This is a genomic window from Streptococcus sp. ZY171113, assembly GCF_057748235.1.
The window spans coordinates 255,379-280,309 of the sequence record NZ_CM173243.1 but is presented as its reverse complement, the minus strand read 5'-3'; the positions used below and the strand labels follow the sequence as shown (position 1 = coordinate 280,309).

Sequence of the window (24,931 nt, the reverse complement as noted above, 5' to 3'; positions counted from 1 at the left end):
CTAATCCTCCTTCACATTTGAAAACTTGGTATACTCCTTGTGGAAGTACAGCTTAACCGTGCCACGACTACCATGCCTATTTTTAGACAAAATCAGCTCTGTAACATTATTCTCATGCTGATTATCGCTAGCCTGGCTGTAATACTCATCCCGATAGAGAAAAGCCACAATATCGGCATCCTGCTCAATACTGCCTGACTCTCTCAGGTCAGACAAAACAGGCCGCTTGTCCTGCCGTTGCTCCACACTACGGGAAAGCTGGCTGAGGGCAATCACAGGCACCTTCAGCTCCTTGGCTAGGATTTTCAGTTGGCGGGAAATATCTGACACCTCCTGCTGGCGATTGTCAGGCCGTGAGCCTGTGATTAGCTGCAAGTAATCAATGACAATCAGCCCTAAACCGCCCACTTCCTGGGCCAGTTTTTTTGCCCGCGAACGAATTTCAGCCATGCGAATGCCAGCCGTGTCGTCGATGTAGATGGGTGCCTCAAAGAGCTTGCCCTGGGCATAGACCAGCCGTTGCCATTCGTCAGCATCTAATCGCCCCGTCTTGATGTGGTAACTCTTGACAGCTCCCTCTGCGGCCAGCATCCGCTCCATCAAGCTCTCTGCTCCCATCTCCAAGCTGAAGATGGCCACAGGCCTGCCCTGGTTAACGGCAACGTGCTGGGCCATGTTAAGGGCCAGGGCAGTCTTACCCATAGCAGGACGGGCGGCCAGGACGATGAGGTTATCCTCGTGCAGACCTGTTGTCAGTCGGTCATAGTCCACGAAACCTGTGGGCAGGCCTGTCACCTCGGTCTTGTTGTTAGAGCGTTCCTCCAGCTTGCTCTGGACGGCCCAGATGATGTCCTTGGCAGACTGGAAACTCCCCTTGTGGTTGGCCTGTCTAGCCTTGGTCAGGGCCTGCTCTGCCTGTGTGATCAGGTCGTCAACTCCCATACTGCCACCATAGGCAGCCGATACAGACTCAGACAGATTAGCGATGATGGCACGGAGCTGAGCCTTCTCAGCGACTATCTTGGCGTAGTGCTCCACGTTGGCAGAGGTCGGCACAATCGTGACCAGCTCTGCGATGTACCCTAAACCACCCACACCCGCCAGGCTATCGCTAGCCTCTAGTGTGGTCCGCATGGTGATGGGGTCAATGGCTTCGCCCGCCGCCGACAAGGACAGCATGGCCCCGTAGATGGTACGGTGAGCCGGTCGGAAAAAGTCCGTGAGCTGGAGGTATTCCGCCACCGTGACCAGCTTGTCGGGCTTGATGAAAATAGACCCCAAAACCGCCTGCTCAGCGGGAATGTCTTGAGGTAGGATTGGTAATTGTTCGTCCATCGTTAGTTCCACATCCTATTCTTAATCGTGTTCATGGTGATTTCCCGCTGACCCTCGTGTGAGTAGGCGTAGGCTAGCTTTTCTTTGACTTTTCTTAGCTTTTTCACCACCATGCGAATGATGAGGCTCTGACAAATGATAATAACAATCAGGATAAATAATACAAAAAGTGTCATCGCTACGCTCCTAACCGTTTTTCTAATTTCATGTTTTCCAACATTTCTGTCAAGCTTTCTTTCTTCGGACGATACCGATTACGAGATTTCCACGTCACGAAAAGTTGAAACCCCTCATAGTCAATGAAAACTAGCCGATGAGTGGGGTTCAGCACAAACTTCTCAAAGTCGGGGTGCTCCCGCATTTCCATGGCCCACTGTTTGGCCGTTGCTCTGCTCAATCCTTCCCAGCGTTGCATGAGATGATCATAGTCGCCATGGGTGGCCTCTTCATTTTGACCAACCGCTCGATAGGTTACTTCAGTCTTTGGCATAGCCAAATCCTCCAATCTGTGTTATAATTTAAGTAGTTATTTTCGTAAGAGCCTGATTGCCGTCAGGCTTTTTCTGTTTGTGACCAATACTGGTCCAAATCGACAGCCTGGATGGCTGCCACAGTCCTCTGCTCAGTTAGGATTTGCCGTTTGTAGGGGGCAAGACCGTCCTGCCGCTCCTCCTCGGACCTGGGCAGGTAGTAGCCGTTAGGCTTTCGCTTCTTGGCCACGATGGGGTGGCCGAAGTTCACTCTCAAGCTCTCAATGACCTCCTCCAGCGTTCGCTTGGTCAGCTTCAGCTGGTCCCTCAGCTCAGATGCCTGTATGGGCAAATCATAGCTGGCACAATTTTTAATCGCGTTAAGCACCGAGAGCTCAACTATCGTCATGTCTCTCGCCGTCATAAGTCTCCTTTCTTTTTTGAAAAATAGCAGAGCTTAGTCACAAAATCGAGACAGCAACCAAGCAATGACTAGCTGCAATAAGAGCACTGCAAAAGCTCTGCGAAAGTCGAAAAACACCCAATTAAGGATAAAATTGCCCAAACCCACAGATACCTGGACAAACCAGTAGTTTTTATCATAATCAGACAAGTGTCACACCCCCTTCCTAATCCGCCCCAGAGCCAGGACCAGTTCCCAGACCTCTAGACCTTCCAGGCTATCAATCATCAGCTGACTGAGCTGGTGATTTTTCTTTTGCCAATTGGCGATGAGTTTAGCAGCCATCTTGTTTCCTCGCTGTCCAGCTCTTTTCGATGCCAAGGGTTTTAGAAACTTTTCCTTTGAGCTCATCGCTCCCCTTACCATACTTGATCAACTCCGAGATGGTCGAGTTGGCCACCCCGCAAGCCTTAGCCAGGTCACCTCGTGGCATCTCTGTCTCGTGCAGTCGGTCCTTGACCAACTGAATCCATTTTTGTAATTGTGGGTTCATCGAAACCTCCTTTCTTTTCTTGTCCCATCACCTCTTAATCTGCTATAATAAAGCCAGAAAGGAGGTAAAAACGATGTCATTGACTAATAAAGAAATTGCTTTAGAACTGACAAAGTTAGCAGTAGAACATTATAGCGTGAGAGTTACTAAAGGTGTTCAACATTCTGGATTATCAGAAGACAACATTGAGTCGTTCTATAAGCAGTTCTACAACGCTGTTACGAGTTTGAATAGTAGTCATCAAGAATCGTAACATCTACCCGAAGCACATCATCTGGGTGTGCTTCTTTTAGTTGAGTGATTTTTTCAATCGTCTCAGAGACTGACTTACTCCTCAACGAAATAGCAATGTCTGCCATTCCCCTCACCTCCTTTTATCATTTTTGCTAAAAAGTTAGCGAACCAACTTTTTAAAAAATAAAAAGTGCCCTATCTAACTGATAGAGCACGCTTGGTTTATGGTATAATAAGACTGGCACTAACGATACCGCCATAGATTGGAGGTGAGTTACTGTGGCAGAATGGTTCCTCAAAAACATTCTAGTCCCGCTATGGATCAACGTCCTGACCGAGCTCTTCAAACGCTCGCTAGATGACGAAGACGATTAGTGCCAACTAGACAAAAAATCCCCTGCTTACTTGGACGGTCAGCAGGGGATTTTCCACACTAACAGTTACTTGTTAGAATGGTTCCTCTTCTCCTACATTATCCCATAATTAGCGACTGTTGTCAAAGAGTAGCTAACTCTTTCGCTTATTTTTTTCAACCATGCATGCTCTATTCAGTTATCAATGGACTTTTTATCATTTTTTGCTAAAATTTTAGCGAAATACTTGACAAAAAATAATCAATAGATTAGAATAAAACCATAGAGAAAAGACCTGCTTAAAGCTAAGGCTCATCTACCAAAAACCGATGCCAATCAGTTAGTTGACTTTATTTTTTTGCTTGTCTTGTTCGCTAAAACTTTAGCTTACGATTACAATTATAATCAATCGATTAAACAAAGTCAAGTGTTTTTCGAAAAAAGATTAAATATTTTTTTCGCAGGCTTAGAAAGGTTGATTTTTCAATGTTTTCTTTGTTTGAAAAAATAAAAGAACTTGCCAATAAACAAGGTCTGTCAATCAATGGATTAGAAGAAAAACTTGGTTACAGTAGAAATTCGCTTTATAACTTAAAAACAAAAAAGCCAAATGCTGAACGATTACAAGAAATTGCAGATTTCTTCGGCATATCCGTTGACTACCTTTTAGGCCGAACAGATAACCCTGCCATCGCTTCTGACCAAGAACGCTTCTTCTTTGAAGGAAAAGAGGTTGATGTTGAAAAACTCGCTGGTACAGCCATGCGATTCAACGGCAAGCCTTTGAGTGACCAAGACAAGAAAGCAATCCAGGGCATTATTGAGGGCTATCTCAGAAGTTTAGAATAGGAGGACACCATGACCACCATTACACTTAACACGACACCACAGCAGGACAGGTTAATCACCAAGTTCTTATCTGAGCACCCCGAAGCCCAAGAGAGCCTGCTTGATAGCCTACTTCGTCAGATTGAAGACATAGAAGATTATCAGGCAGGAATGACTGCCCTGACCAACTACCAAACCAACGGTCAGCAGGGTTATAACCTCAGCCAAGCTAGAGAGCTACTCGGCCTGTAAGATGTACAAACTAAAACGATAAAGGAAAAAGTTATGACAACATTTACCATGACCATTAACGACGACCAAGGAAAACTCATTCAACAGTACCTCGAACAACACGGCCTAGATTTTTCAGACTTTGCCTCCCAAACCATCTTAGAGCGTTTAGAAGATGAGGATGACATCGCCTCGGCAGATAAAGCCTATTCCGATTACTTGGAGAATCCAGTCACTTATACACTGGCAGAAATGAGAGAACGTTATGCCCTATAGAGTGGTCACTACTGCTACTTTCGACAAGCAATTCTCCAAGCTAGATAAAGCGATTAAACGGCAGATAATCGACTGGCTTGCAACCAACATTGATGGTTGCAACAACCCCAGACAAACAGGAAAGGCCCTCAAAGGGAGCCTTAAAAGCTACTGGCGGTATCGGATTGCTAAAGACTACCGTGTCATTTGTGACATCCAAGACGACCAGCTCGTCGTCCTAGCCCTGAAAGTTGGTCACCGCAGTAAAATCTACAAACTCAAAAGATAAGGACTGATTGCCTATGACCGAAAGAGAACTTTGTCAAAAGTTCGACATCCACATCCATATCTTTGACGGCGATGAGCTCGAAGATAGTGACGAGGCTTTCTACATCGCAGACCTGCGCACCGTCTTCGTCAGTAGCCACATCGCCCAAAAAGACCGAGTGCGGTACATCCTGCACGAACTGGGCCACAGGGGCCAACTCCCCCACCTCTACGAGGTCTTTAGGGAAAAATACGAGCTCCAGGCCAATCGCAACATGATCCACCACCTCCTGAAAGCAGAGTTGGACGACTATGATGACCATAGCTCCTTTAACTACCTGACTTTCATGGAGAAGTACAAACTCAAAACCGTAGCTGAGGAAGTCATGGTTTTGGAGGAGTTTAACAAACTAGCAAATATTATTTAAAGGAGGCCTATCAATGGCAATTAATTTTGGTAAACTGGCTCAAGGGCTAGCCGGTAATTTTAGTCAACAAAGCGTAGACAAGCTCACTGCAGAGTATGCTCCTTACCTTCTTCCTGACGAAACAATCCAAAGCGGATATGTTCTGATTAGAGATGCGATTATCTTCACAAATATCCGCATTATATTCGTTGATAAGCAGGGTGCAACTGGTAAGAAGACGGCCCTCAAATCTATCTTCCTAATGAATATCGTTGATGTTGAAATGGAAACAGCAGGCTTCGGTTTAGATGATAGCGAAATTACAATAACTTATCTCGAAAATATCCATCTCAAATCTCACAGTGAGCACCTAATCCGCCATAAATTTGAATTCCCTAAGAGTACAGATATTACACCTCTATACAAATACTTGTTTGAACTTGCTTATAACAACCGCTTAGCAATTAATAACTTGTAATACAAAAATCCCCACACTCTCCGTCGCCAAACCTTGAGTGTAGGGATTCATCAGATATAGTAAAAAACCACCAATTTTGGGAGGTCTCTTTACTATACCCATTTTATCAGAAAATGAGGTAAATGCAATGTGGATTGAGGCACACCAAAGCGGAAAAATAAACTTTTTAGAACGCTACAAGGACCCCTATACCGGAAAATGGCGACGTGTCTCAACGCTGATGGAAAAAGACACACCCCGGATTCGCAAGCAAGCTCAAAAGATATTGGATGAGAAGATTGCTGCCATTTTAGGTAAAAAAAATATTACTGAGGTAACCTTTGATGATGTTTACAAAGAGTGGTTTAGTTACTATCAGGTAAGAGTTAAGCGGACCAGCTGGATCAAAGTCAAACCCATGATGAAGCACATTCGGGAAATCATTCCTAATGATGCCTTGGTCTCAAAAATCGATTCAGCACTCATTAACAAGTTAATTGATACCCTCTACACATTCGGTAAGCACTCACTTAATTATACCAAGCAAATCAGAACCACCTTATCAATGATTTTGGATTTTGCCGTTGAAAAAAATTACATCAGCACCAACCCTGTCAGGCAGACCAAAATAACACCCAAAAAAGTTGAAGAGGATAAGCGGCGGAAACATATTTCAGAAAAGTACCTGGAGCAGGATGAGGCGGCATCCATTATTGACTGGTTATATGGCAATAAAAGGCGCCTGCTACATGCAAGGATTAGTGATTTTCTATATCTGACTGGACTCCGCTACGGAGAGTTGCAAGCCTTACAACTGCGAAACTACACAGGTTATAGTGTCATTGTTGATGGAACACTTGATTACACGCTGAAAAGCATGGCGGAGGCCCAGAAAACAACGCCAAAGAACGCCCCTTCTGAAAGGGAGGTAGAACTGCCTGATAGGGCGATAAAAATCATTGAGGAACTCATTTTGGAGAATAAAACCAACATCCCAGACTACAATGACAGTTCCTACATCTTTATCAGCTCATATAAGCGTCAAACCCCTCTGACCATACATGCCTATAACGACATGCTTCATAGGGTTGAGGAGGAATTGAGTTTCAAAAAAATATTGACCAGCCACATCTTTAGGCACTCCCATATTTCCTTACTTGCAGAAATGAACGTGCCCTTGAAAGCGATTATGGAAAGGGTTGGACATGCCGATGCAGACACGACACTGTCAATTTATAACCACGTTACCCGAAATGCAAGAGCAAATCTGCTCAGCAATCTCAACAAACTATGATTTTGCCCCAAATTTGCCCCAAAACTTCAAAAAACACACCGGAAACAGACGAAAAACCCTTGAAAATCAAGGGTTTTTGATTTTTATCACATCATGCCGCCCATCATGCTTGGGTCCATGGCAGGTGCAGCGGTTTTGGGTTCTGGTTTGTTGGCCACAACCGCTTCGGTGGTCAAAATCAGGCTGGCCACGCTGGCAGCGTTTTGCAGGGCTGAGCGGGTTACCTTGACTGGGTCAATGATACCAGCTTCCAGCATGTTGACCCAGTCGCCAGTGGCTGCGTTAAAGCCAACACCAGCAGGGCTGTTCTTGAGCTTGTCAATAACAACAGAGCCTTCAAAGCCTGCGTTGAGGGCGATTTGACGGACTGGTTCTTCCAGAGCCCGTTGGACGATGTTGCGACCGGTCGCTTCGTCACCTGTCAGGTCAAGCTGGCTAACAGCCTCAATCACGTTGACCAGAGCGGTACCGCCACCGGCAACGATGCCTTCTTCAACGGCCGCACGGGTCGCGTTGAGGGCGTCTTCGATACGGAGTTTCATTTCTTTCAAGGCGGTTTCGGTTGCTGCACCGACCTTGATGACCGCTACGCCACCGGCTAATTTTGCCAAGCGTTCTTGGAGTTTTTCCCGATCGAACTCAGAGGTTGTGGTTTCGATTTGTGACTTGATGATGTTGACACGGTTGGCAATGGCCGAAGCTTCACCAGCTCCCTCAACGATAACGGTAGAATCCTTGTCAACTGCAACCTTAACCGCCTGACCAAGCGCAGCCATTGTCGCATCCTTAAGGTCAAGACCCAGGTCATCCGTGATGACCGTGCCGCCCGTCAGGATGGCGATGTCCTCAAGCATGGCCTTGCGGCGGTCGCCGAAGCCAGGAGCCTTGACGGCCACCACGTTGAAGGTGCCACGGATTTTGTTGAGAACCAGGGTCGGCAGGGCCTCACCGTCCACGTCGTCCGCGATGATGAGGAGGGGACGGTTGGTTTTGAGGATTTCCTCAAGCAGAGGCAGGATGTCCTGGATGTTAGAAATCTTCTTGTCGGTGATGAGGATAAATGGATTGTCTAGCTCCGCAACCATCTTCTCGTTGTCGGTCACCATGTACTGGGACAGGTAGCCACGGTCGAACTGCATGCCCTCAACCACTTCCAACTCCGTCTCCATACCACGAGACTCCTCGATGGTGATGACCCCGTCACGACCAACCTTTTCCATGGCCTCAGAGATGTACTCGCCGACTTTCTCAGAGCGAGACGACACAGCGGCAACCTGGGCGATTTCTTCCTTGTTGGCAACGGCCTGGGCCTGGTTTTTGAGCTCTTCAACGGCTACGGCTACGGCCGCCTCGATGCCTCGACGGATGCCGATTGGGTTGGCGCCAGCCGTCACGTTTTTCAGGCCCTCACGGACGATGGCCTGGGTCAAAACGGTCGCTGTGGTTGTTCCGTCACCAGCAATGTCATTGGTCTTTGAAGCCACTTCAGAGACCAATTTGGCCCCCATGTTTTCAAAGTGGTCTTCCAATTCAATTTCCTTGGCGATGGTCACGCCGTCATTGGTGATGAGGGGCGAGCCAAAGGCCTTCTCCAAGACCACATTGCGGCCCTTAGGCCCCAAAGTCACCTTGACCGTGTTGGCCAAAATGTCCACCCCACGCACCATGCTCTCCCGAGCGTCTGCTGAAAATTTAATGTCTTTTGCCATATTTTTTACCTCTCTATGTTAAACTAAATGGTTCCTGCCACAAGTGTTAGCGACGGCGAGAACGAAAAACGATGATTTTTTCGTTCGAGACTAGTGCGGTTGTTAGCCAGACCGCACTAGCGGCTGGCGTACAAGACCTAAGCCTTTAGGCTTATGGTGTTGTTACAACTAACGCCGACGGCGAGAACGAAAAACGATACTTTTTTCGTTCGAGACTAGTGCGGTTGTTAGCCAGACCGCACTAGCGGCTGGCGTACAATACCTAAGCCTTTAGGCTTATGGTGTTGTTACAACCGCCAGGATATCCGCCTCACGCACAATGACCAAGTCCTGGCCCTCATGTTTGACGGCCACGCCCGCATGCTTGTCCACCAAAACGGTCTGGTCAAGGGCCACACTCGGGGCCACCAAGTCACCCGTCAGGGTCCGAATGCCCTGGCCGACCGCCACCACGACCGCCTTGGCCGTCTCTTCCTTGCTGGCACCGGCCAGAACCAGGCCGCCAACCGTTTGCTCTTCCGCTTTTTCCAAACGCAGGACCACTCGGTCCCCCAAAGGTTTCAACATGAGATTTCCTCCGATTTTTCTGATTTTGTAAGCAATAGCAGAGCAGGTCTGCTAGTTTTAGCACTCTAAACAAGCGAGTGCTAATTCCTCTTTCTATTCTACCACTTGGTCAAAAATAGTCAAGAAAAAACCTCAGAAAAACGACCTGAAACCAGGTCGCTTCCCAATCTATTTTTCTAAAATTTATCAAAGTAAGGTAAGGTCAGTTCAATACGAGCAAAACCTTAGAACCTGTATTCACAATCGAAGTATTTGATTGACTAGGCTAGTTTTGGTGCAATCGAGAAACATTTTTGCAGAAATACTGCCCGTATGACCAAAAAATGTGACAAAGAGTGAGCCAAAACTAGCCAGTCAGGTGAATGCTGAGATGTGAATACAGGTTCTTAATTCATCATGGGCTGCAAGAGCAGCGAATTGCGAGTTCCCTCACCAAGGCAACCACCAAGGCAGTGCCTGATAACCAATCGGCACTGGTGTAGCAGTGGCTTGGAGGTCAGTTCAAAACGGTAGCTCCTCTTCTTCCAGAATCACATCAGCAACGTCGTGTTCAACATTGTTTTCACGCATCAACCGCTGGGAGCGACTTTCCAAAAGTTGGAAAGAGTGGCCCAACACTTCCGTCACATAGCGGGTCGAGCCATTTTTCTCGTACTTGCGGGTTCGCAATTCGCCATCCACCGAGATAAGACTTCCCTTGCCGCCATAGCTGGCTAGGCTTTCAGCAATTCGTCCCCAAAAGACAACTTGGATAAAATCAGCCTCCCGTTCTCCGTTTTGGGATTTGAAGCGACGGTTGACCGCAAGGGTCACTCGGGTCACCGATTTGTCATTGGGCGTCTTGACCATTTCTGGCAGGGCCGTCAAACGGCCGATTAACATGATTTTGTTGTACATATTAGTTCCTCCTATCTAGTTATTCGTAGAAGGTTTGAAAAAAATATGGTATAGTTAATTTATGATGAAAAATTCTCAAAAAAATTTTATGTTGGAGGGCAATATCAACCGAGTCATCCTCTCGGTGGCTACGCCCCTCATGCTCAATAACCTGATTAAAACCCTCTATAACCTGACGGACGGCCTCTATGTTGCTCAGCTATCGTCCCTGGACTTCGCTGCCACCTCCTTTATCTGGCCGCTCAACTTTTTGTTCATTTCGCTAGGACTGGGGCTTGGGGTTGCTGCCACGGGTCTCATGGCTCAAGCTATCGGAGCCAATCGCAAGGCACGGGCCACCAACTATGCCAAAAACACCCTAGCCTTGCTCTTTGGGCTTGGCCTTGTTTTTTCAGTGCTAGGCTATGTCATGTCCCCCCTCTTCATCCGCTGGATGGGGGCCAGCGGAGATTTTTATGACAAATCAGTCACCTACCTGAAAATCAATTTCATTGGCCTTTTCTTTGACATGGCCTTCTTTGGTTACCAGTCCATCCTCAACGCCCAGGGAAAGACCAAGTCCATCACCCTAATTAACACCGTTTCATCGGTGGTCAATCTGGTTCTTGACCCCTTCTTGATTTTCAAGACCATTCCTCTGGTTGGTCTACCTGGTCTGGACTGGGGAATCGCTGGTGCTGCCTGGGCAACTGTGGTCGCCAAGGTGGTTCTCCTCTTCATGGGAGCTTGGGCGGTGAAAAAGGAATCCCTGATTAAGGTACCCCTGGCCAAGTTACAGGTCAACTGGCCCACTATCAAGACCCTCTTTCGGGTTGGCACCCCGTCTGCCCTGGGCATGGGCGGGGCAGCCTTGGGCTTCACCATTTTGAACAGTACCATCGCTGCTTACGGCACCGCTACCCTGTCCGCCTATTCCATGGTCAATCGGATTTCTGACCTCCTAACCCAGCCTCAGATGGGGATTGGTGGTGCCTTGACCGCCATCATCGGTCAGAACTTGGGAGCAGGTCTCTTTGAACGGGCACAGAAAATCTTTCGCCAATCGGTTCTCTTTATCCTGTTCACCTCCATCGTTGGCTGCTTGACCATCTTCTTCTTCCAAGAACAGATTTTAGCCTTCTTTATCACTGACCGCTCCGATGTCATGCTCTGGAAAGAGGCGGTCGAATACCTCTATTACACAGCCTTCATCATCTTTTTCATGGGCCTCTTCTCTGCCTACACCGGCTTTTTCCAAGGGACCGGCCAGACCCGCTACTCCATGATCATGTCAGTCGGTAGGCTCTGGGTTCTGCGATTACCAATCATCTGGATCTTGGCTGCCTGGACCAATCTAGGGGCTACTGGCGTCTGGATTGCCATGTTGCTGTCCAACGCCTTCACCGTCCTCTACGGGGCCATCGTCTATAAACTCAAGGATTGGACCCAAGTTACTTACGGCAACTAAAAGGAGCGCCACGTGATACCACACCTGCAAACCAAACTGACCCAAAACACCCCCTACACCAATCAGGAGCTAGACTGGCTGTTGACCCACATCGGCGACCCTGACCCCCAGATTCGGGACCAGCTGGTTTACGCCAGCCTAGCCCACGCCCTCATTGATGGCCTGATTAGCACCAAACAAGCCCACTGGCTCTTTACCGAGACCCAGACTCGTGGTCTGCAGACCCTCGCTTTAGCTCCGTCTTTGGACAATAGCAGAGCAAGCAGCTTGACCCGTTCCTTTACCAGCCTCCTCCATGCCCTATTGCTCTACGTTGATGGCCTTGATGGCCATGCCTTGCACGATTGTCTAACACCTGACCAGCGGCTTGACCTCTTTGACCTCATCCTGACTTATCTGCCCAAGGAAACTGATTTTAGGGGCTACCAAGAACCTGCCGGCTGGGTCCATGCCCTCGCCCACGGGGCGGACTACTTACAAGTTGCCTCCTGTCACCCCCATTTCCCAAAAGAAAAACTCCATCAGGTCTTGGACCTCATCGCCAGCTTAATCCAGACGATTCCACAAGTCTTGACCGCAGGCGAACCTGGGCGATTGGCAGCTGTCCTCTTAGCCAACCTCTCTCTGGGACGATTGGACCAGGACCAGTTGGTCACCTGGCTACCTCAACTGACTGTGGATGGTGACGACCACCTGGCCTATGCCAGACAGCTCAACTGCCAGGCCCTCCTCAGTCAACTCTACCTACAACTGGATAGGGATGGGGGCTTTCTCCCTCTCTCAAACAAGGCCTGCTGAACCACCCCCATCTCTTTATCTAACGCAAAAATCGCCCCCTTACGGAGGCGATTTTTTTAACGATAGGCTCAAACCAAAGAGTATTAAGGCTTGTAGATAGAGCTTCTGAAGTCGTCTGTCTGACGAAGGTAGGCATTGTAAATCTTGGCCTTCACTTCTTTAACACGAGAATCGTTAGCGTAGTTGCGGTTGTTAGCGTCCGAAGGAGACTTGGCACCGACACCGAAACGACGTAGGTCTTCTTCTAAAGCTTCTTTCAAGAGGTTCTCGATATCAGCGTAAGACGACAAGGTGATGTCTTGACCCTTGTAAGTGATGGTTACTGGTTTCAAGCTACCGACTTTCTCAATCCGTTGACGGAACATGTCTTTCTTGAAGTCTGCCCAGGTGGCGTACTTACCACCGAAGACCACATCAAGAACAACCTTGTCAGTGACATTACCGACAGTTCGAGTACCTCCCCAGGTTTCTGTACCTGTTGAACCACGTTCTTTGGCAATATTGGCCAGCTTGTCAGAGGTGTAAGGGATGAAGCCATTCTCGTAGCCTTTTTCAGCCAAAAGCTCAAAGGCAATGCGACGGAACATGAGGTCACCAGGAGCACCCGTGTCGTTAGACAGAGCAGAGTAGATTGGTGAGAACATCTGAGCCATGTAGTAACCGTTACGGCCGTAGCGGCTCTCGGTGTTGTTGACCCCAATCGCATACTCACGGTGGGTTAAGGTATCGTTATCAATCAAGTCATTGACCGTCTTGATGTTGAGCTTAGCCCATTCGTCAGCAGTGAAGCGACGAACAACGTTACCCGCATGAGTCTGGGCACCTGTACCGACGTCGTTGACGTGGTAGTTCTCAATCTTGTTGAAGTAGGCACTCTGCTGTTCAGGGGTCATGTTCTTCAAGACAACCTCAGCCTCAGCGTAATCCAAGGTGTAGAGAACATCAAAGGTACGCTTGTAGAATTCTTCCAGGTCAGCAGATGTTTGGAATCGTTCAGGAGACAGGGCTTGATAACGATTATCCGCATCTGTGTAACCCAATGCCGCATAATCATACATGGTATTGATACCAAAATCAGTAGACTTGTGTTCCGTCGGCACCTGGAGGAGCCCGGTCGCAAAGAGCTCAGCCCGCTGACCAAAGCGGCGACCAAAACCACCCAGGTAGATACTGCCATCATTATTGTGAACCGCTTCATGGGTAAAGACTGATGACCCATACTGGTTCAAGACCTGATTAAACATGAAGTAGATGGTTGAACCGTTGGCAACCGCACCCGCACCGTTGTTGACAAAGTGGGCTCGGCTACCGATTGGGCCAAAGAAGTCCAGGATAGCAGGGCGGGTATCATCGCCAAACATTGGCAACCATGGGCCACCGTTTGGAATCTGGTAACCATCCCAAGTCACCATCGGTTTAATCAAGCGGTCACGAACATTTTCTGGAGCATTGCGGTACCAGAAGTCGAAGTGGTCACGCTGCCAGATGGCTGCCTGGTCGACCATATCTTTAATGACAGCTTCTTTTTCTTCCTGCGTCGCAGCAGCACGAACCTTATCGAAGTTGTAGTAACGGTCGTACATACCGTAGGTGATGCCGCCCATGTTGGTGATCATAAAGGTTTCGCCACGAGTGGTCAAGAGTGGCAGGATACCATTTTGCTGGCTTGGTGTGCTCAGAAGGCTAAAGGCTGTGACGTCTTGGTTTGGCAATACCTTAGACGGACCTTCGGCAATATAAGCCTTGCTGGTCGCCTTGAACCAGTCGTTGTCTGTCGCATAAGAGGTCAGGCTCTTACGGTTGTCAGACAGGTAGCTTACCAGGTCTTTTGATCCTGTGTATGGTGCAAATTGTGAAGCGTAAGTCGTCACATTATTAACAGGGTTGAGGGCATCGTAGCCTTGACGACCCAGTCCAATCAACCATTCCAAACTATCCGCCTTATTGCCATAGAAGTCTTGGTAAGACAGAAGCAGGTCCTTGGCACTGAGGTTTTCAAAGTTGAAGTTGTACCACTTGTTGACATAGGCCATACCCAAGACCAGGGCTTCCTTGTTGTCCAGGATGTACTGGGCCAGATCGTGGTCCTTGGTTGTCAAAACGTTAGATGTGGCCAGGGCTTCCGCGAGGAAGTTCTCCAGGTTGGCCATGACATGGTTGAAGGAATCCTTGAGGTAGAGCTTGTCCATCAGTTCTTTGACCGATGAACCAGCCGTATCCTTGTTCATGGCCTTGAGCAGGCTCTCATCATAGTAGGTCAGACTAGACAAAGCAGGCAGAACCTTGCTAACCGTATCCTTGTAACTGGTTGTCAGCTGGTTTGGCGTGTAGAGGAGGTCTGTGCCAGCCACGCTGTACTCAGCGATAGCCGTGTCACGGAAGTCTTCCTTGTAAGACAAATCAAGGTAGTCTACGCTACCGTCAGCGTAGCGAACCAAAAGCTTGTTGATGTCAGCCTTGCGACCAGCGTAGTCAGCGATAATCTCATTGCCAGCCAGTGGCACAACAGAGGCAATCGGGCTGGTCGTCAACTTGCCGTCTGGCATGAGTTTGGCTTGACGCACGATAAATTCTTTGTTGTAGAATGGCAGGAGCTTCTCAAGGTTTTGGTAGCGGAGCAGGTGGTCTGGCTGGTAGCCAGCAACCTTACTGTAATCCACATCGTACTTGTTGATGTCTGGGCGGATAAAGTTATCCACAGCAACCGTGATACCCATTTCTGCGGCCTTATCGGCAATAGCAGAGCTAGGAGCTGCTTCATCTAGCTTAATCACATTAGTAGCAGGGTCTTGGGTACCAGGTGTCAACTTAGCACCAACAAGTGGTTGACCATTAGTCACAACAGCGTCACTAACAGCATTACTCAAGCGAGAAGTGGTCGTCAAGGAACCAACCAGGCCACCGATGCGGGCTTCTGTTGCAGACTTGTTGGTCAAGCTGCCGCTAGCAACCACATTAGTGATTGGGGTCGTGAAGCCGCCACCATTTTCACCCACAGAACCGGCAATCATCCCGATATGGAAGGAACCTGGGTTCTGGTTAGCGTCAACGGTGATATTGGCATTAACACGCCCCTTGTCGATGCTGCTGGCATTACGCAGGTAGCCAACCAGACCGCCACTGATGTTAACTTGCCAACCGTTAGTTGTGGTCAAGTTACCATCAAAGGAAACATTTTCAAAGGCCGTGTTACGTCCCAGGAAGGACAAACCACCCGCAAAACGGTTAGCGACAATCGACCCTTGAACGGCCACGTTGGTCACCTTGCTTTGTCCAGCGATACCGTTGGTTTCCTTGGCCAAGGCACCAATGTTGGTGGCGTTTGGCATGTTGATGTTGACCTCAGTTAAAGCCAAATCTTTGACGTCGAAGGCACCTGTCAAGTTGCTAAAGAGCGGTGCTTTCAGGCCCTTGATGTGATGGTTGTTACCAATCAAACGACCTGAGAAGTTTTCTGGAATGTAGCTTGCAGCGTCACCAGCTAGAGCAAACTTGGTGGCATCCAAATCATCGCCCAATTCATAGACACCTGCTGGGTTGGCCCGCATGGCCTTGACCAAATCGTCAAAGCTGCGAATCTTACCATCGGTGTAAACCTGGGTCTTCGGCACGAAGAACTGGTAGTTGTCCTTGTTATCACGGCCTTGACCAGTGTACTCAATCAGTTGAGGAGCAGTTGCGGTCAGTTTGAAGACAGGCTGACCATCAGCTGTGGTTTCTTCAGAGGCTGTCAGAGACAGGTAGATGTCTTTCTGTTTGTCATCGATGACCTTGGCGTAGTAACGTGAGAAGTCGGTGATGTTGCTGGCCAACTCTTCGGTCAAGCGGTAGCTGCCATCAGCTTGTTTTTCGTAAAGTTCTACGCGGTCAACGTGCTTGATTTCGACCTTCTTGTAGGACAGCTCAAACGGCTCTTCCTTGAGGGATTCGGTCTGCTGGCCATTGCCCAGGTCATAAACCAGAGTGGTTTTGAGTGTATAAGGCACAAACCAGTCCAAATCAGTGACATCGAAGTCATCAAAACTGTCAACGCTCTGCGATTTCACCAAACGCTCGCCATCGTAAATCTCAATCTTAGCAGAAACGTAGGCGTTGGTTGGGTCTTCCAAATCGTAGTTGAGGGTGATTTTCTTATCGTCATCATGCTCAGTCAGGGTGACCAAGGTCAAGACTGGCTTGGTTTTTTCCAAAATGACATCCAGCACCACAGGCACTTCGTCAACCGACTTATCCTCGTAGGTCACAAGAACGACAGCTGGCAAGTTCTCAGCTTTCTTACTGGTATCAGGAAGCTCTTTCCAGACGATGCTGGTTACTTTTTCCAGACTAGCGGGGTCAATGCTGGCACTAGCTTCTGGGGTTTGACCGACTGCAACCGTTTGTTTGATAGCAAGAGGGGTTTGTTGGTTAGCCTCAACCCTGGTGCCCCGTTTAACAACCTTGGCTTTAGGGGCCTTAGTCACTTCTTCAACTGGTGTCCCAACAACTTCGTCAGTTTGCTCACCACGGATGGTCTTATAGGTAGTCGTAACTGTAGCTTCCCCAGGAATTGCTTCACTGACGGTCTCTTCTTTGCCAAGATAGAGGTCAGGACTATCGATGTAGGTAATGTCATCCAGATTCAAGACCTTGGTCGTTTTAACCTCGATTGTGTCCTCGATTGGTCGAATACCACGACGAATCACTGCCTCAATGGCTGCCAAGATGACTTCTTCTTTAATGGTTGGGTTATCTTGCTTAACCCCTTTGAGGGTTCGGTAAGTTGCTGTTACCCGTTTTTTACCATTTACACCAACAGTGACGGTCTCTGTCTCCTCTTCGTAGAGGTCTTCGGTGTCCTCATAACGTGTTGTATAATCTAAAGTTTCTTCGATTGTTTCAACAATAGTCCCTTCAACTGGCTTGGTCCCTACCCGTTGTTCTTGGGTTACAGGGGCTGTTTCAGCCAGAACTTGGCGGACATCATCTAGGACAATGTAGCTGACGCTGCCAGCTTGTCCAGGGACATCAACCACAGTTTCATCATCCCAAAGGTTGTCGTCTGGAGTGGAAACTGTTTTAAAGTCAACAGGCTCGGTCTTAACCTGATCCAGTGGGAATTCAGGTTTTTCATCTTCCGTCGTGAGAAGGCCGTCCAAAGGACCATTTTGAGTGACAGGAACTTCAGGTTCAGGGGTTTCCTCAACAACTGGTGGGGTGACCTCCTCAACGACAGGAGGTGTGACCACCACCTCTTCAGTAACAGGCTCAGTAGGTGTTACCACTTCAACGGTTTCAGTTACTGGTTCAGCTGGCTTCACAACCTCCACGGTTTCCACTACAGGTTCAGCTGGTTTCACAACCTCTACGGTTTCCACTACCGGCTCAGCTGGTTTCACAACCTCTACGGTTTCCACTACAGGTTCAGCTGGTTTCACAACCTCGATGACTTCAATCACCGGTTCAGTTGGGGTAACCACTTCGCCGTTCTCAATCACTGGTTCAGCTGGTTTGACAACTTCGATGACTTCGACTACTGGTTCAGCCGGCTTCACGACTTCAACCGTCTCGACCACAGGTTGGGTTGGTGTCACCACCTCAACGACTTCAGTAACTGGTGGGACAGGCGTGACCACTTCCACCACTTGTGGTTGAGTTGGTTGCTCAGGTTGAACCGACTGCTCAGGCTGAGACACAACAACTGGTTCGATAACAGGCTGTTCAGGCTGGGCAACCTCTTCGGCAACAGGGGCTTCTGGTTGCGTAACAGGAGCTGGTGTTTCAACTACTGGTGCAAGAGGCACACAGTCTTCTTGTGGAATCACCAGGTAGCTGGCAAATTCCAAGTCCCCGATAACCCACTCAGGTTGTGGCAGTTGGTGGCCAGTTGCAACGGTGTAGGTCTGAGTCAAGAAACTGGTCAGGCCATCTTGCAGGGCAGAAGCCTGGGTGCTTGACAGGGCCAGACCTGCAGCTGAGGTCACCAAGAGCACGGTCATGGCCGTTTCTTTCTTGCGGCGGCTAACCACCAAAATCACACCCGCCAGGGCAGAAGCTCCCAGGAGACTTGTGAGGCCACTAGGTAAATCACCTGTGTTTGGCAGGGTCAGAAGGCCACGTTTTGGCTGGTAAACCAGAATGTAGGTGGCGTTCTTGTCAGCAACTTCCTTGGCAAATTGATCGCTAGACTTGAGCAAGGCCCGCTGTTCAGCAGTCAAGTCCTTCTCGTTGACATACTGGTAGTCAAGGTGAACAGTGCCGTGTTGCACCAACTGACAATCCTGGTCACCCATCTCATGAGCAAGGGCTGGCTGACTGGCCAAACCAGCACCTAAGAGACTGATACCGATAGTGGCCGACACCACACCGATAGACAATTTACGAATGGAAAAGCGACTAATGCGACGCCAATTTTCCTTGTTTTTCATGCGTTCCTCCATTTTTAGTTAATACGTCTCATTTTACCATAAAACCTCTAAAAATGCAGGTTTCATCTCTAAAAATATCACCTAAAAAACCCCGACACCATGAGGGTCGGGGAAGACATCAATACAAATCTAAATAAGTGTCGATTTCCCACTGGGAAACGTAGCTGGCATAGCTAGACCACTCAATCCGCTTAGCCGCATAGAAGTTCTCGAAAATGTGCTCACCAAGGGCCGCCCGAACCACTTCAGATTTCTTGAGGGCTTTGAGGGCATTGTGGAGGGTTGATGGCAGGTCGATGATACCAGCAGCCTTTCTGTCTTCAGCAGACATGCTATAAATGTTGGCCTCAACAGGGGCTGGAGCGTCAATCTTGTTGGCAATGCCATCCAGGCCAGCTTCCAGAAGGACAGCCATGGTCAGGTAAGGGTTAGCCGTCGGGTCAACCGAACGGAGTTCCAAACGAGTGCCCATACCACGGCTGGCAGGAACCCGAATCAGAGGTGAACGGTTGCGGCCAGCCCAGGCGATGTAAACTGGGGCCTCAAAACCAGGAACTAGACGTTTGTAAGAGTTGACCGTTGGGTTGGTGATGGCGGTGTAGCTGTAAGCGTGGGCCATGAGACCACCCAGGAAGTAATAAGCATCTTCTGATAGCTGCATGCCACGTGGGTCTTTCTCATCAAAGAAGGCATTTTTACCGTCTTTGAAAAGCGACATGTTGCAGTGCATGCCTGAACCTGCAATGCCAAACTTGGGCTTGGCCATGAAGGTCGCATACATGCCGTGCTTGCGGGCGATGGTCTTAACAACCAGCTTAAAGAGCTGGATGTTGTCACAAGCTTTCAAAACATCCGCGTATTTGAAATCAATCTCGTGCTGACCAACCGCACACTCGTGGTGGCTGGCTTCTACTTCAAAGCCCATTTGGGTCAGAACGTTAACAATCTCCCGACGGGTGTTGTCAGCCAGATCAGTTGGAGCCAGGTCAAAGTAGCCCCCTTTGTCATTGACTTCCAGGGTCGGATTGCCCTTGTCATCCAACTTGAAGAGGAAAAACTCTGGTTCTGGACCCAAGTTAAAATCGCTGTAACCCAAGGCAGTCATGTGTTTGAGGGCCCGTTTGAGGTTACCACGCGGGTCACCAGCAAAAGGCTCGCCCTCCGCCGTGTAAACATCACAAATCAAACCAGCGACAGCACCATTTTCATCCCCCCACGGGAAGACAATCCAGGTGTCCAAATCAGGGTAGAGGTACATGTCCGATTCATTGATACGGACAAAGCCCTCGATGGACGATCCATCAAACATGGCCTTGTTGGACAAGACCTTTTCCAACTGCTCAGGCGTGGCCGGAATTTCCACGTTCTTCATGGTTCCCAAAATGTCGGTGAACATGAGGCGGAGGAAGGTCACGTTTTTCTCTTCGACTTGGCGGAGGATATCCTCTTTTGTGATTGGCATTGCAAGCTCCTTTATTAAAATCCAAGGCCACCAAAAGGTGACAGCGACGGGGTAAACCCACTCTGGGTGCGGAGTTCATCATGAAGAATCCGACGGACATCCGCATCAGTCAAGACTTTTTCCTCTTTTTGGGAAATCAGCTGGCGCTGCTCATATTCCCGCTTGATGGCAGCCATGTTGAGCCCCTCAGAGATAAAATCCTTAATCTCCAAGAGCCTGTCCATGTCGTTGAGGGAATAAAGCCTGCGGTTACCATCTGTCCGCTTGGGCTTAACCAGACCCTGTTCCTCGTAATAACGAATCTGCCGAGCGGTCAAATCCGTCAACTGCATAACACTCCCGATAGGAAAAACAGCCAAAGACCGACGAAGTTCCTTCTCTCTCATAACGCCTCCTTTCATACCCTTATTATAGGTGGTTTCCCTTAACTTGTCAATAAAAATATGTTACAAAATCTAACATAGATGATTTTTTTAAGATTTTCTCCATGTTTTCAGGTCACTATTAACCAAAATCGCAACAAAAACACCAAGAAAGGTCTGTAACACTCGGATAATCACATAAGAAAAGGCATTCCCAGTCGGCACAGACAGGGTGATAATCAATAAAGCAGCAGTCGCTCCAACGATTCCAGCCTTGTTATTGAAGGCTACATTGAGCACAATCGTCGCCATGGTAAAAAAAGGAACACCCAGCAAGGTCACCAGCACTCGGTCACCAAACACCGACTGTAACAAGTAAAACATCAGAGCCATCCCCCCTCCAATGCTATTGCCCAAAATCCGTGACACACCAAAGGACCAGCTCTTATCTAGGTCTTCCCTCAGGCTGAAAACCGCTGTCAAGGCCGCAATCTGGCTACCTTCCCAGCCCAAAATTTCAAAAAGCAACAGAACGAGAAAAACAGCCAAGCCAGTCTTGGCTGTTCGCATACCAATTTTTAATTGACTAGGATCAAAATGAAAGTTCATAACCCCATTATACCACAAAAAGCCCGAGCGATCGGGCTTGATTTAATGCCAGTAATAACTGTTAATTAATTTATAACCAACAGGGATTAGTTCTTCAAACTGGTAGATTTTCTTGAGCTCATAAAGTGTTTGGTCCAACAAGACATGTTCATCACCAAAAGTCATCAGATTTTTTAGAAAATGGGAATAATATTTTGCTATGTAGAGACTACCGTCAACCTTTTTCCCAAAGAGAAAAAAGTTCCTAGCCTGATAAAGAGGCACACGCTGGCAAATGTTAAGGTTCGTGTAACCCATCCTAAACTTCCCCAACCAAGGGCTATTATAGTCAAATTCCCCCAAATTCAGAGATAAATACGCAGATAATTGTGTATTGGTAAAAGCAAAATATAAGGGCGTATCAAAATGCTCCACCTCAAACCAATCTGGACCTGGTGGGCACTCTGTCCTTCCAACTTTTCGAAATTCAACTGATAACATGTCTCTATTATACCACCAAAAGCCCGAGCAATCGGGCTTTTTTCTGTGTCTCAATTAGTCTTGAGGTCTTGATTTTCTGGCAATATCAGCCAAGATAGCTTCCACAAAGTCAGTCACCGCAAGGGTTTGCGTTTCCTTGCTACCATAACGGCGGACGTTGACAGCCTTGTCAGCCTGCTCCTTGTCCCCAACAATCAGCTGGTAAGGAATCTTGCTGGTCTGGCTCTGACGAATCTTGTACTGCATTTTTTCATTACGCTCGTCCACCACGACACGGACACCGCGGTCTTTGAGTTGCTTAGCCACTTCCCAAGCGTAATCGAGGTGAGCCTCGTTGGAAATCGGAATCACGGTCACCTGAGTTGGCGCCAACCAGGTTGGGAAGGCACCCTTGTAGGTCTCAATCAGGATGGCCGTAAAGCGTTCCATGGTTGAAATCACCCCACGGTGAATCATGACTGGACGGTGCATCTCACCATCAGCCCCGATGTACTTGAGGTCAAAGCGTTCTGGCAGAAGGAAGTCCAGCTGGATCGTTGACAGGGTTTCTTCGTTGCCAAGGGCTGTTTTAACCTGGATATCCAATTTCGGACCGTAGAAGGCAGCTTCGCCTTCAGCTTCAAAGTAGTCCACGCCCATTTCATCAAGGGCAGCTTTCAGCATGCCTTGGGCGTTGTTCCACATGGCGTCGTCGTCGAAGTATTTTTCCTTGTCTTCTGGGTCACGAAGGGACAGACGGAAGCGGTAGTCGGTCAGGTTGAAGTCTCCGTAAACGTCAATGATAAGCTGGAGAGCCTTTTGGAATTCTTCCTGAATCTGCTCAGGGGTCACAAAGAGGTGACCGTCGTTGAGGGACATTTCCCGCACCCGCTGAAGACCTGACAGGGCACCCGATTTCTCGTAGCGGTGCATCATGCCGATTTCAGCGATACGGATTGGCAACTCACGGTAGGAATGCACATGGTGCTTGAAGACTTGAATGTGGTGCGGGCAGTTCATTGGACGCAGGACAAACTCCTCACCGTCGCCCATATCCATAACAGGGAACATGTCCTCATGGTAGTGCTCCCAGTGGCCAGAGGTCTTGTAGAGGTCCACGCTAGCAAGCGGTGGCGTGTAAACATGCTGGTAACCAGACGCCAATTCTTTATCGACAATGTAGCGTTCCAATTCACGACGGATAGTGGCACCATTTGGCAACCAAAACGGCAGACCCTGACCAACTTCTTGGGAAATCATGAAGAGGTCCAGTTCCTTACCAAGTTTACGGTGGTCACGCTCCTTGGCCTCCTCACGCATCTGGATGTAGGCCTTGAGGTCCTTCTTGTCGAACCAAGCGGTACCATAAACCCGCTGCATCATGGCATTGTCCGAGTTACCCCGCCAGTAGGCACCCGCCACATTGAGCAACTGGAAGACCTGGACCCGGCCCGTTGATGGCACGTGCGGGCCACGGCAGAGGTCAACAAACTCGCCCTGACGGTAAACAGTCAGACCGCTGTCAGCGTGCTCATTGATCAGCTCCAGCTTGTAAGGGTCGTCCGCGAACAGCTCCAGAGCTTCTTCCTTGGAAATTTCCTCACGGATACATGGGTAGTTTTCCTTGACGATTTTGGCCATTTCTTGTTCAATGGCGGCCAGGTCTTCGTTGGTGATTTGACCACCGTCCGCATTGTCCGTATCGTAGTAGAAACCATTTTCGATGGCAGGGCCGATACCCAAACGCAGGCCAGGGAAGAGCCGTTTGGCCGCCTGGGCAAACAAGTGGGCTGCTGAGTGACGGAGCAGGTCCAGAGCATCCTCATGGTCCTGGGTCACGATTTCCAAGTTACCATCTTCTTCGATGGGACGAACCGTGTCCAGAAGGACCCCATTGTGCTTACCAGCCAAGGCCTTTTTGGCCAAACCAGGGCTGATGGAATGGGCAATGTCGTAAGTGGTGCTGCCTTTAGCGTATTCACGCACCGCACCATCTGGGAAAGTGATTTTAATCATGGGTTTCTCCTTTAATGTAATTTCTTTTTCTTTGCAGTTGTCTTAAGTGGTGGGGGACGGCAGCGACCTCCTTCGGAGTTCCATGCCTAATTTTGGAGCTTAAGGTCTCCAAAATCCCCCACTTCCTCATCACTTGAAGCGATGAGGAAGTTTTCACCACGGCGACAACTGCGTTTTAAGCTCGCTTCGCTGGGCTGAACAATTTGATTGCTCTGCTAATCCGCGAACGAAGTGAGCGCTCTCTGGATACTTTTCGTTGTAGCAAGAGCAGAATAAGCGACTTATCGCTTATTCTGCAACGGAACTTCTTGGGGAACAACAGTCCAGTGGACTGTTGGAGCTCCGAGCCTGAAAATAGAAAGGCGAGGAGGGCTCAGAAGTTAGGGATGGAACGCCAACGGCGGTCGCTCCCGTCCGTGCTACCTCAGAAAAGTATCCAAAAATCAAAACGAAACAAACAAAAGACGCCCTCGTAAAAGGGCGTCGTGACGCGGTTCCACCTTCATTTATCCATGACAAAAAGCCATGAACCTCATGTTGGCGATAAGGGAACCACCCTTTTATGTTGGCATAAAATCGAGGAAGGAGTATCGTCACTTGCTGTCTTGCACCCTTTCACCAACCGAGCACTCTCTACAAAGCCTGACAAATGCGACGTGTCTTCCCTACTATTCTACCATATCACGGGGAAATTTCAAGTCATTGGCTGTATTTTTTCCAGAGCCAGCGGAAGCCTGCTCCCAAACTGACGGCAAGCAGGGATAAAATGCCATAAATCAAGACATAAACCTCAATACCAACAGAATTAGTTGTCAGGTAAATAAAGGCCACATAAGGCAAGTAAAGCAGGGCTAATAAAACAGGTAAGCTCAGGGAAAATCCTCTTCTTAAACCGTAAATCAGAGAGACCAAGACGACAGAGACTGGGCTAAATACCACTAGATTTGACACCATCAGGCCTTTTAGAGCCATCTCATCGTAGGGCAAGAGACCTGCTGTCATGACCAAACCATAGATACTTGACGACCAATAGGTCAGGACAGGAAAAATCAGATAAGGTAGGTAAGGCTTGTATGTTCGATTCATAGAAATCTCCTTAAACAAGAAGAAG

At 48.6% G+C, this 24,931-nt stretch carries 26 protein-coding genes; 9 read left to right on the top strand and 17 right to left on the bottom strand.

From position 1 onward, the window contains the following. From dnaB to AC3ARB_RS01340, 7 genes are all read right to left on the bottom strand, one after another. Positions 1–1,335 (bottom strand): replicative DNA helicase, encoded by a 1,335-nt coding sequence (gene dnaB / locus AC3ARB_RS01370; RefSeq protein ID WP_488320802.1) that lies wholly within the window; start codon positions 1,333–1,335, stop codon positions 1–3. 2 nt (positions 1,336–1,337) lie between these two features. Then, a complete protein-coding gene (locus AC3ARB_RS01365; RefSeq protein WP_488320801.1) occupies positions 1,338–1,511 on the bottom strand; it encodes a hypothetical protein in 174 nt (57 codons plus the stop codon). Positions 1,512–1,513: 2 nt separating this feature from the next. After that, positions 1,514–1,825 (bottom strand): excisionase, encoded by a 312-nt coding sequence (locus AC3ARB_RS01360; protein ID WP_488320800.1) that lies wholly within the window; start codon positions 1,823–1,825, stop codon positions 1,514–1,516. Positions 1,826–1,887: 62 nt separating this feature from the next. Beyond that, positions 1,888–2,229, bottom strand: coding sequence for a hypothetical protein (locus AC3ARB_RS01355; protein ID WP_488320799.1), 342 nt, complete (start codon positions 2,227–2,229; stop codon positions 1,888–1,890). A gap of 192 nt (positions 2,230–2,421) precedes the next feature. Then, a complete protein-coding gene (locus AC3ARB_RS01350; protein ID WP_488320798.1) occupies positions 2,422–2,553 on the bottom strand; it encodes a hypothetical protein in 132 nt (43 codons plus the stop codon). After that, positions 2,543–2,761, bottom strand: a complete 219-nt coding sequence (locus AC3ARB_RS01345; protein WP_488320797.1) for an XRE family transcriptional regulator — start codon at positions 2,759–2,761, stop codon at positions 2,543–2,545. The genes AC3ARB_RS01350 and AC3ARB_RS01345 overlap by 11 nt, the downstream gene beginning before the upstream one ends. Positions 2,762–2,979: 218 nt before the next feature. Continuing rightward, positions 2,980–3,120 carry a hypothetical protein gene (locus AC3ARB_RS01340; protein ID WP_488320796.1) on the bottom strand — a complete coding sequence of 47 codons (141 nt, stop codon included), beginning with the start codon at positions 3,118–3,120 and terminating at the stop codon, positions 2,980–2,982. Positions 3,121–3,834: 714 nt separating this feature from the next. Here AC3ARB_RS01340 and AC3ARB_RS01335 point away from each other — a divergent pair. The 7 genes from AC3ARB_RS01335 (at position 3,835) to AC3ARB_RS01305 (ending at position 7,087) form a co-directional block, all read left to right on the top strand. After that, positions 3,835–4,197 carry a helix-turn-helix domain-containing protein gene (locus tag AC3ARB_RS01335; RefSeq protein ID WP_488320795.1) on the top strand — a complete coding sequence of 121 codons (363 nt, stop codon included), beginning with the start codon at positions 3,835–3,837 and terminating at the stop codon, positions 4,195–4,197. Positions 4,198–4,206: 9 nt separating this feature from the next. Then, positions 4,207–4,428 (top strand): hypothetical protein, encoded by a 222-nt coding sequence (locus AC3ARB_RS01330; protein ID WP_488320794.1) that lies wholly within the window; start codon positions 4,207–4,209, stop codon positions 4,426–4,428. Between the two features lie 33 nt (positions 4,429–4,461). Then, positions 4,462–4,683 carry a type II toxin-antitoxin system RelB family antitoxin gene (gene relB / locus AC3ARB_RS01325; protein ID WP_488320793.1) on the top strand — a complete coding sequence of 74 codons (222 nt, stop codon included), beginning with the start codon at positions 4,462–4,464 and terminating at the stop codon, positions 4,681–4,683. After that, entirely contained in the window at positions 4,673–4,951 is a 279-nt protein-coding gene (locus tag AC3ARB_RS01320; protein ID WP_488320792.1) for a type II toxin-antitoxin system RelE family toxin, read from the top strand. The genes relB and AC3ARB_RS01320 overlap by 11 nt, the downstream gene beginning before the upstream one ends. Positions 4,952–4,964: 13 nt before the next feature. Beyond that, a complete protein-coding gene (locus AC3ARB_RS01315) occupies positions 4,965–5,357 on the top strand; it encodes an ImmA/IrrE family metallo-endopeptidase (RefSeq protein ID WP_488320791.1) in 393 nt (130 codons plus the stop codon). 19 nt (positions 5,358–5,376) lie between these two features. Continuing rightward, positions 5,377–5,814, top strand: a complete 438-nt coding sequence (locus AC3ARB_RS01310; RefSeq protein ID WP_488321513.1) for a PH domain-containing protein — start codon at positions 5,377–5,379, stop codon at positions 5,812–5,814. 127 nt (positions 5,815–5,941) lie between these two features. Further along, positions 5,942–7,087: a tyrosine-type recombinase/integrase gene (locus AC3ARB_RS01305; protein WP_488320790.1), complete on the top strand. Its 1,146-nt coding sequence runs from the start codon at positions 5,942–5,944 to the stop codon at positions 7,085–7,087. Positions 7,088–7,173: 86 nt separating this feature from the next. Here the strand turns inward: AC3ARB_RS01305 and groL are convergent, their stop codons facing one another. The 3 genes from groL to AC3ARB_RS01290 all read right to left on the bottom strand — a co-directional run bounded on the left by groL (position 7,174) and on the right by AC3ARB_RS01290 (position 10,260). Further along, positions 7,174–8,796 carry a chaperonin GroEL gene (gene groL / locus AC3ARB_RS01300; RefSeq protein ID WP_488320789.1) on the bottom strand — a complete coding sequence of 541 codons (1,623 nt, stop codon included), beginning with the start codon at positions 8,794–8,796 and terminating at the stop codon, positions 7,174–7,176. Positions 8,797–9,072: 276 nt separating this feature from the next. Then, complete coding sequence (groES, locus tag AC3ARB_RS01295; protein WP_488320788.1) at positions 9,073–9,363, bottom strand: co-chaperone GroES; 291 nt, start codon at positions 9,361–9,363, stop codon at positions 9,073–9,075. 501 nt (positions 9,364–9,864) lie between these two features. Further along, a complete protein-coding gene (locus AC3ARB_RS01290; protein ID WP_488320787.1) occupies positions 9,865–10,260 on the bottom strand; it encodes a single-stranded DNA-binding protein in 396 nt (131 codons plus the stop codon). An 88-nt stretch (positions 10,261–10,348) separates the two neighbouring features. Here AC3ARB_RS01290 and AC3ARB_RS01285 point away from each other — a divergent pair, with 88 nt between their 5' ends. Beyond that, positions 10,349–11,707 (top strand): MATE family efflux transporter, encoded by a 1,359-nt coding sequence (locus AC3ARB_RS01285; protein ID WP_488320786.1) that lies wholly within the window; start codon positions 10,349–10,351, stop codon positions 11,705–11,707. Between the two features lie 12 nt (positions 11,708–11,719). Next, on the top strand, positions 11,720–12,505 hold the full coding sequence (locus tag AC3ARB_RS01280) for a DUF2785 domain-containing protein (protein ID WP_488320785.1): 786 nt from the start codon (positions 11,720–11,722) through the stop codon (positions 12,503–12,505). A gap of 83 nt (positions 12,506–12,588) precedes the next feature. Here AC3ARB_RS01280 and AC3ARB_RS01275 read toward each other — a convergent pair whose 3' ends face one another. The 7 genes from AC3ARB_RS01275 to AC3ARB_RS01245 form a co-directional block, all read right to left on the bottom strand. Then, a complete protein-coding gene (locus AC3ARB_RS01275; RefSeq protein ID WP_488320784.1) occupies positions 12,589–18,912 on the bottom strand; it encodes a ZmpA/ZmpB/ZmpC family metallo-endopeptidase in 6,324 nt (2,107 codons plus the stop codon). Between the two features lie 118 nt (positions 18,913–19,030). Next, on the bottom strand, positions 19,031–20,374 hold the full coding sequence (gene glnA, locus AC3ARB_RS01270) for a type I glutamate--ammonia ligase (protein WP_488320783.1): 1,344 nt from the start codon (positions 20,372–20,374) through the stop codon (positions 19,031–19,033). Positions 20,375–20,388: 14 nt separating this feature from the next. Further along, positions 20,389–20,760 (bottom strand): MerR family transcriptional regulator, encoded by a 372-nt coding sequence (locus tag AC3ARB_RS01265; RefSeq protein WP_488320782.1) that lies wholly within the window; start codon positions 20,758–20,760, stop codon positions 20,389–20,391. Positions 20,761–20,847: 87 nt separating this feature from the next. Next, a complete protein-coding gene (locus AC3ARB_RS01260; protein WP_488320781.1) occupies positions 20,848–21,345 on the bottom strand; it encodes an FUSC family protein in 498 nt (165 codons plus the stop codon). A 42-nt stretch (positions 21,346–21,387) separates the two neighbouring features. Next, positions 21,388–21,825: a hypothetical protein gene (locus AC3ARB_RS01255; RefSeq protein WP_488320780.1), complete on the bottom strand. Its 438-nt coding sequence runs from the start codon at positions 21,823–21,825 to the stop codon at positions 21,388–21,390. A 54-nt stretch (positions 21,826–21,879) separates the two neighbouring features. Further along, positions 21,880–23,820 (bottom strand): threonine--tRNA ligase, encoded by a 1,941-nt coding sequence (gene thrS / locus AC3ARB_RS01250; protein ID WP_488320779.1) that lies wholly within the window; start codon positions 23,818–23,820, stop codon positions 21,880–21,882. Between the two features lie 699 nt (positions 23,821–24,519). Next, on the bottom strand, positions 24,520–24,906 hold the full coding sequence (locus AC3ARB_RS01245) for a hypothetical protein (protein WP_488320778.1): 387 nt from the start codon (positions 24,904–24,906) through the stop codon (positions 24,520–24,522). Positions 24,907–24,931: the final 25 nt, after the last annotated feature.

What these genes read in the sequence shown, in the direction of transcription:
- dnaB (WP_488320802.1), bottom strand. Translation starts at nt 1,335, where the DNA reads ATGGACGAACAATTACCAATCCTACCTCAAGACATTCCCGCTGAGCAG.
- AC3ARB_RS01365 (WP_488320801.1), bottom strand. Translation starts at nt 1,511, where the DNA reads ATGACACTTTTTGTATTATTTATCCTGATTGTTATTATCATTTGTCAG.
- AC3ARB_RS01360 (WP_488320800.1), bottom strand. Translation starts at nt 1,825, where the DNA reads ATGCCAAAGACTGAAGTAACCTATCGAGCGGTTGGTCAAAATGAAGAG.
- AC3ARB_RS01355 (WP_488320799.1), bottom strand. Translation starts at nt 2,229, where the DNA reads ATGACGGCGAGAGACATGACGATAGTTGAGCTCTCGGTGCTTAACGCG.
- AC3ARB_RS01350 (WP_488320798.1), bottom strand. Translation starts at nt 2,553, where the DNA reads ATGGCTGCTAAACTCATCGCCAATTGGCAAAAGAAAAATCACCAGCTC.
- AC3ARB_RS01345 (WP_488320797.1), bottom strand. Translation starts at nt 2,761, where the DNA reads ATGAACCCACAATTACAAAAATGGATTCAGTTGGTCAAGGACCGACTG.
- AC3ARB_RS01340 (WP_488320796.1), bottom strand. Translation starts at nt 3,120, where the DNA reads ATGGCAGACATTGCTATTTCGTTGAGGAGTAAGTCAGTCTCTGAGACG.
- AC3ARB_RS01335 (WP_488320795.1), top strand. Translation starts at nt 3,835, where the DNA reads ATGTTTTCTTTGTTTGAAAAAATAAAAGAACTTGCCAATAAACAAGGT.
- AC3ARB_RS01330 (WP_488320794.1), top strand. Translation starts at nt 4,207, where the DNA reads ATGACCACCATTACACTTAACACGACACCACAGCAGGACAGGTTAATC.
- relB (WP_488320793.1), top strand. Translation starts at nt 4,462, where the DNA reads ATGACAACATTTACCATGACCATTAACGACGACCAAGGAAAACTCATT.
- AC3ARB_RS01320 (WP_488320792.1), top strand. Translation starts at nt 4,673, where the DNA reads ATGCCCTATAGAGTGGTCACTACTGCTACTTTCGACAAGCAATTCTCC.
- AC3ARB_RS01315 (WP_488320791.1), top strand. Translation starts at nt 4,965, where the DNA reads ATGACCGAAAGAGAACTTTGTCAAAAGTTCGACATCCACATCCATATC.
- AC3ARB_RS01305 (WP_488320790.1), top strand. Translation starts at nt 5,942, where the DNA reads ATGTGGATTGAGGCACACCAAAGCGGAAAAATAAACTTTTTAGAACGC.
- groL (WP_488320789.1), bottom strand. Translation starts at nt 8,796, where the DNA reads ATGGCAAAAGACATTAAATTTTCAGCAGACGCTCGGGAGAGCATGGTG.
- groES (WP_488320788.1), bottom strand. Translation starts at nt 9,363, where the DNA reads ATGTTGAAACCTTTGGGGGACCGAGTGGTCCTGCGTTTGGAAAAAGCG.
- AC3ARB_RS01290 (WP_488320787.1), bottom strand. Translation starts at nt 10,260, where the DNA reads ATGTACAACAAAATCATGTTAATCGGCCGTTTGACGGCCCTGCCAGAA.
- AC3ARB_RS01285 (WP_488320786.1), top strand. Translation starts at nt 10,349, where the DNA reads ATGTTGGAGGGCAATATCAACCGAGTCATCCTCTCGGTGGCTACGCCC.
- AC3ARB_RS01275 (WP_488320784.1), bottom strand. Translation starts at nt 18,912, where the DNA reads ATGAAAAACAAGGAAAATTGGCGTCGCATTAGTCGCTTTTCCATTCGT.
- glnA (WP_488320783.1), bottom strand. Translation starts at nt 20,374, where the DNA reads ATGCCAATCACAAAAGAGGATATCCTCCGCCAAGTCGAAGAGAAAAAC.
- AC3ARB_RS01265 (WP_488320782.1), bottom strand. Translation starts at nt 20,760, where the DNA reads ATGAGAGAGAAGGAACTTCGTCGGTCTTTGGCTGTTTTTCCTATCGGG.
- AC3ARB_RS01260 (WP_488320781.1), bottom strand. Translation starts at nt 21,345, where the DNA reads ATGAACTTTCATTTTGATCCTAGTCAATTAAAAATTGGTATGCGAACA.
- AC3ARB_RS01255 (WP_488320780.1), bottom strand. Translation starts at nt 21,825, where the DNA reads ATGTTATCAGTTGAATTTCGAAAAGTTGGAAGGACAGAGTGCCCACCA.
- thrS (WP_488320779.1), bottom strand. Translation starts at nt 23,820, where the DNA reads ATGATTAAAATCACTTTCCCAGATGGTGCGGTGCGTGAATACGCTAAA.
- AC3ARB_RS01245 (WP_488320778.1), bottom strand. Translation starts at nt 24,906, where the DNA reads ATGAATCGAACATACAAGCCTTACCTACCTTATCTGATTTTTCCTGTC.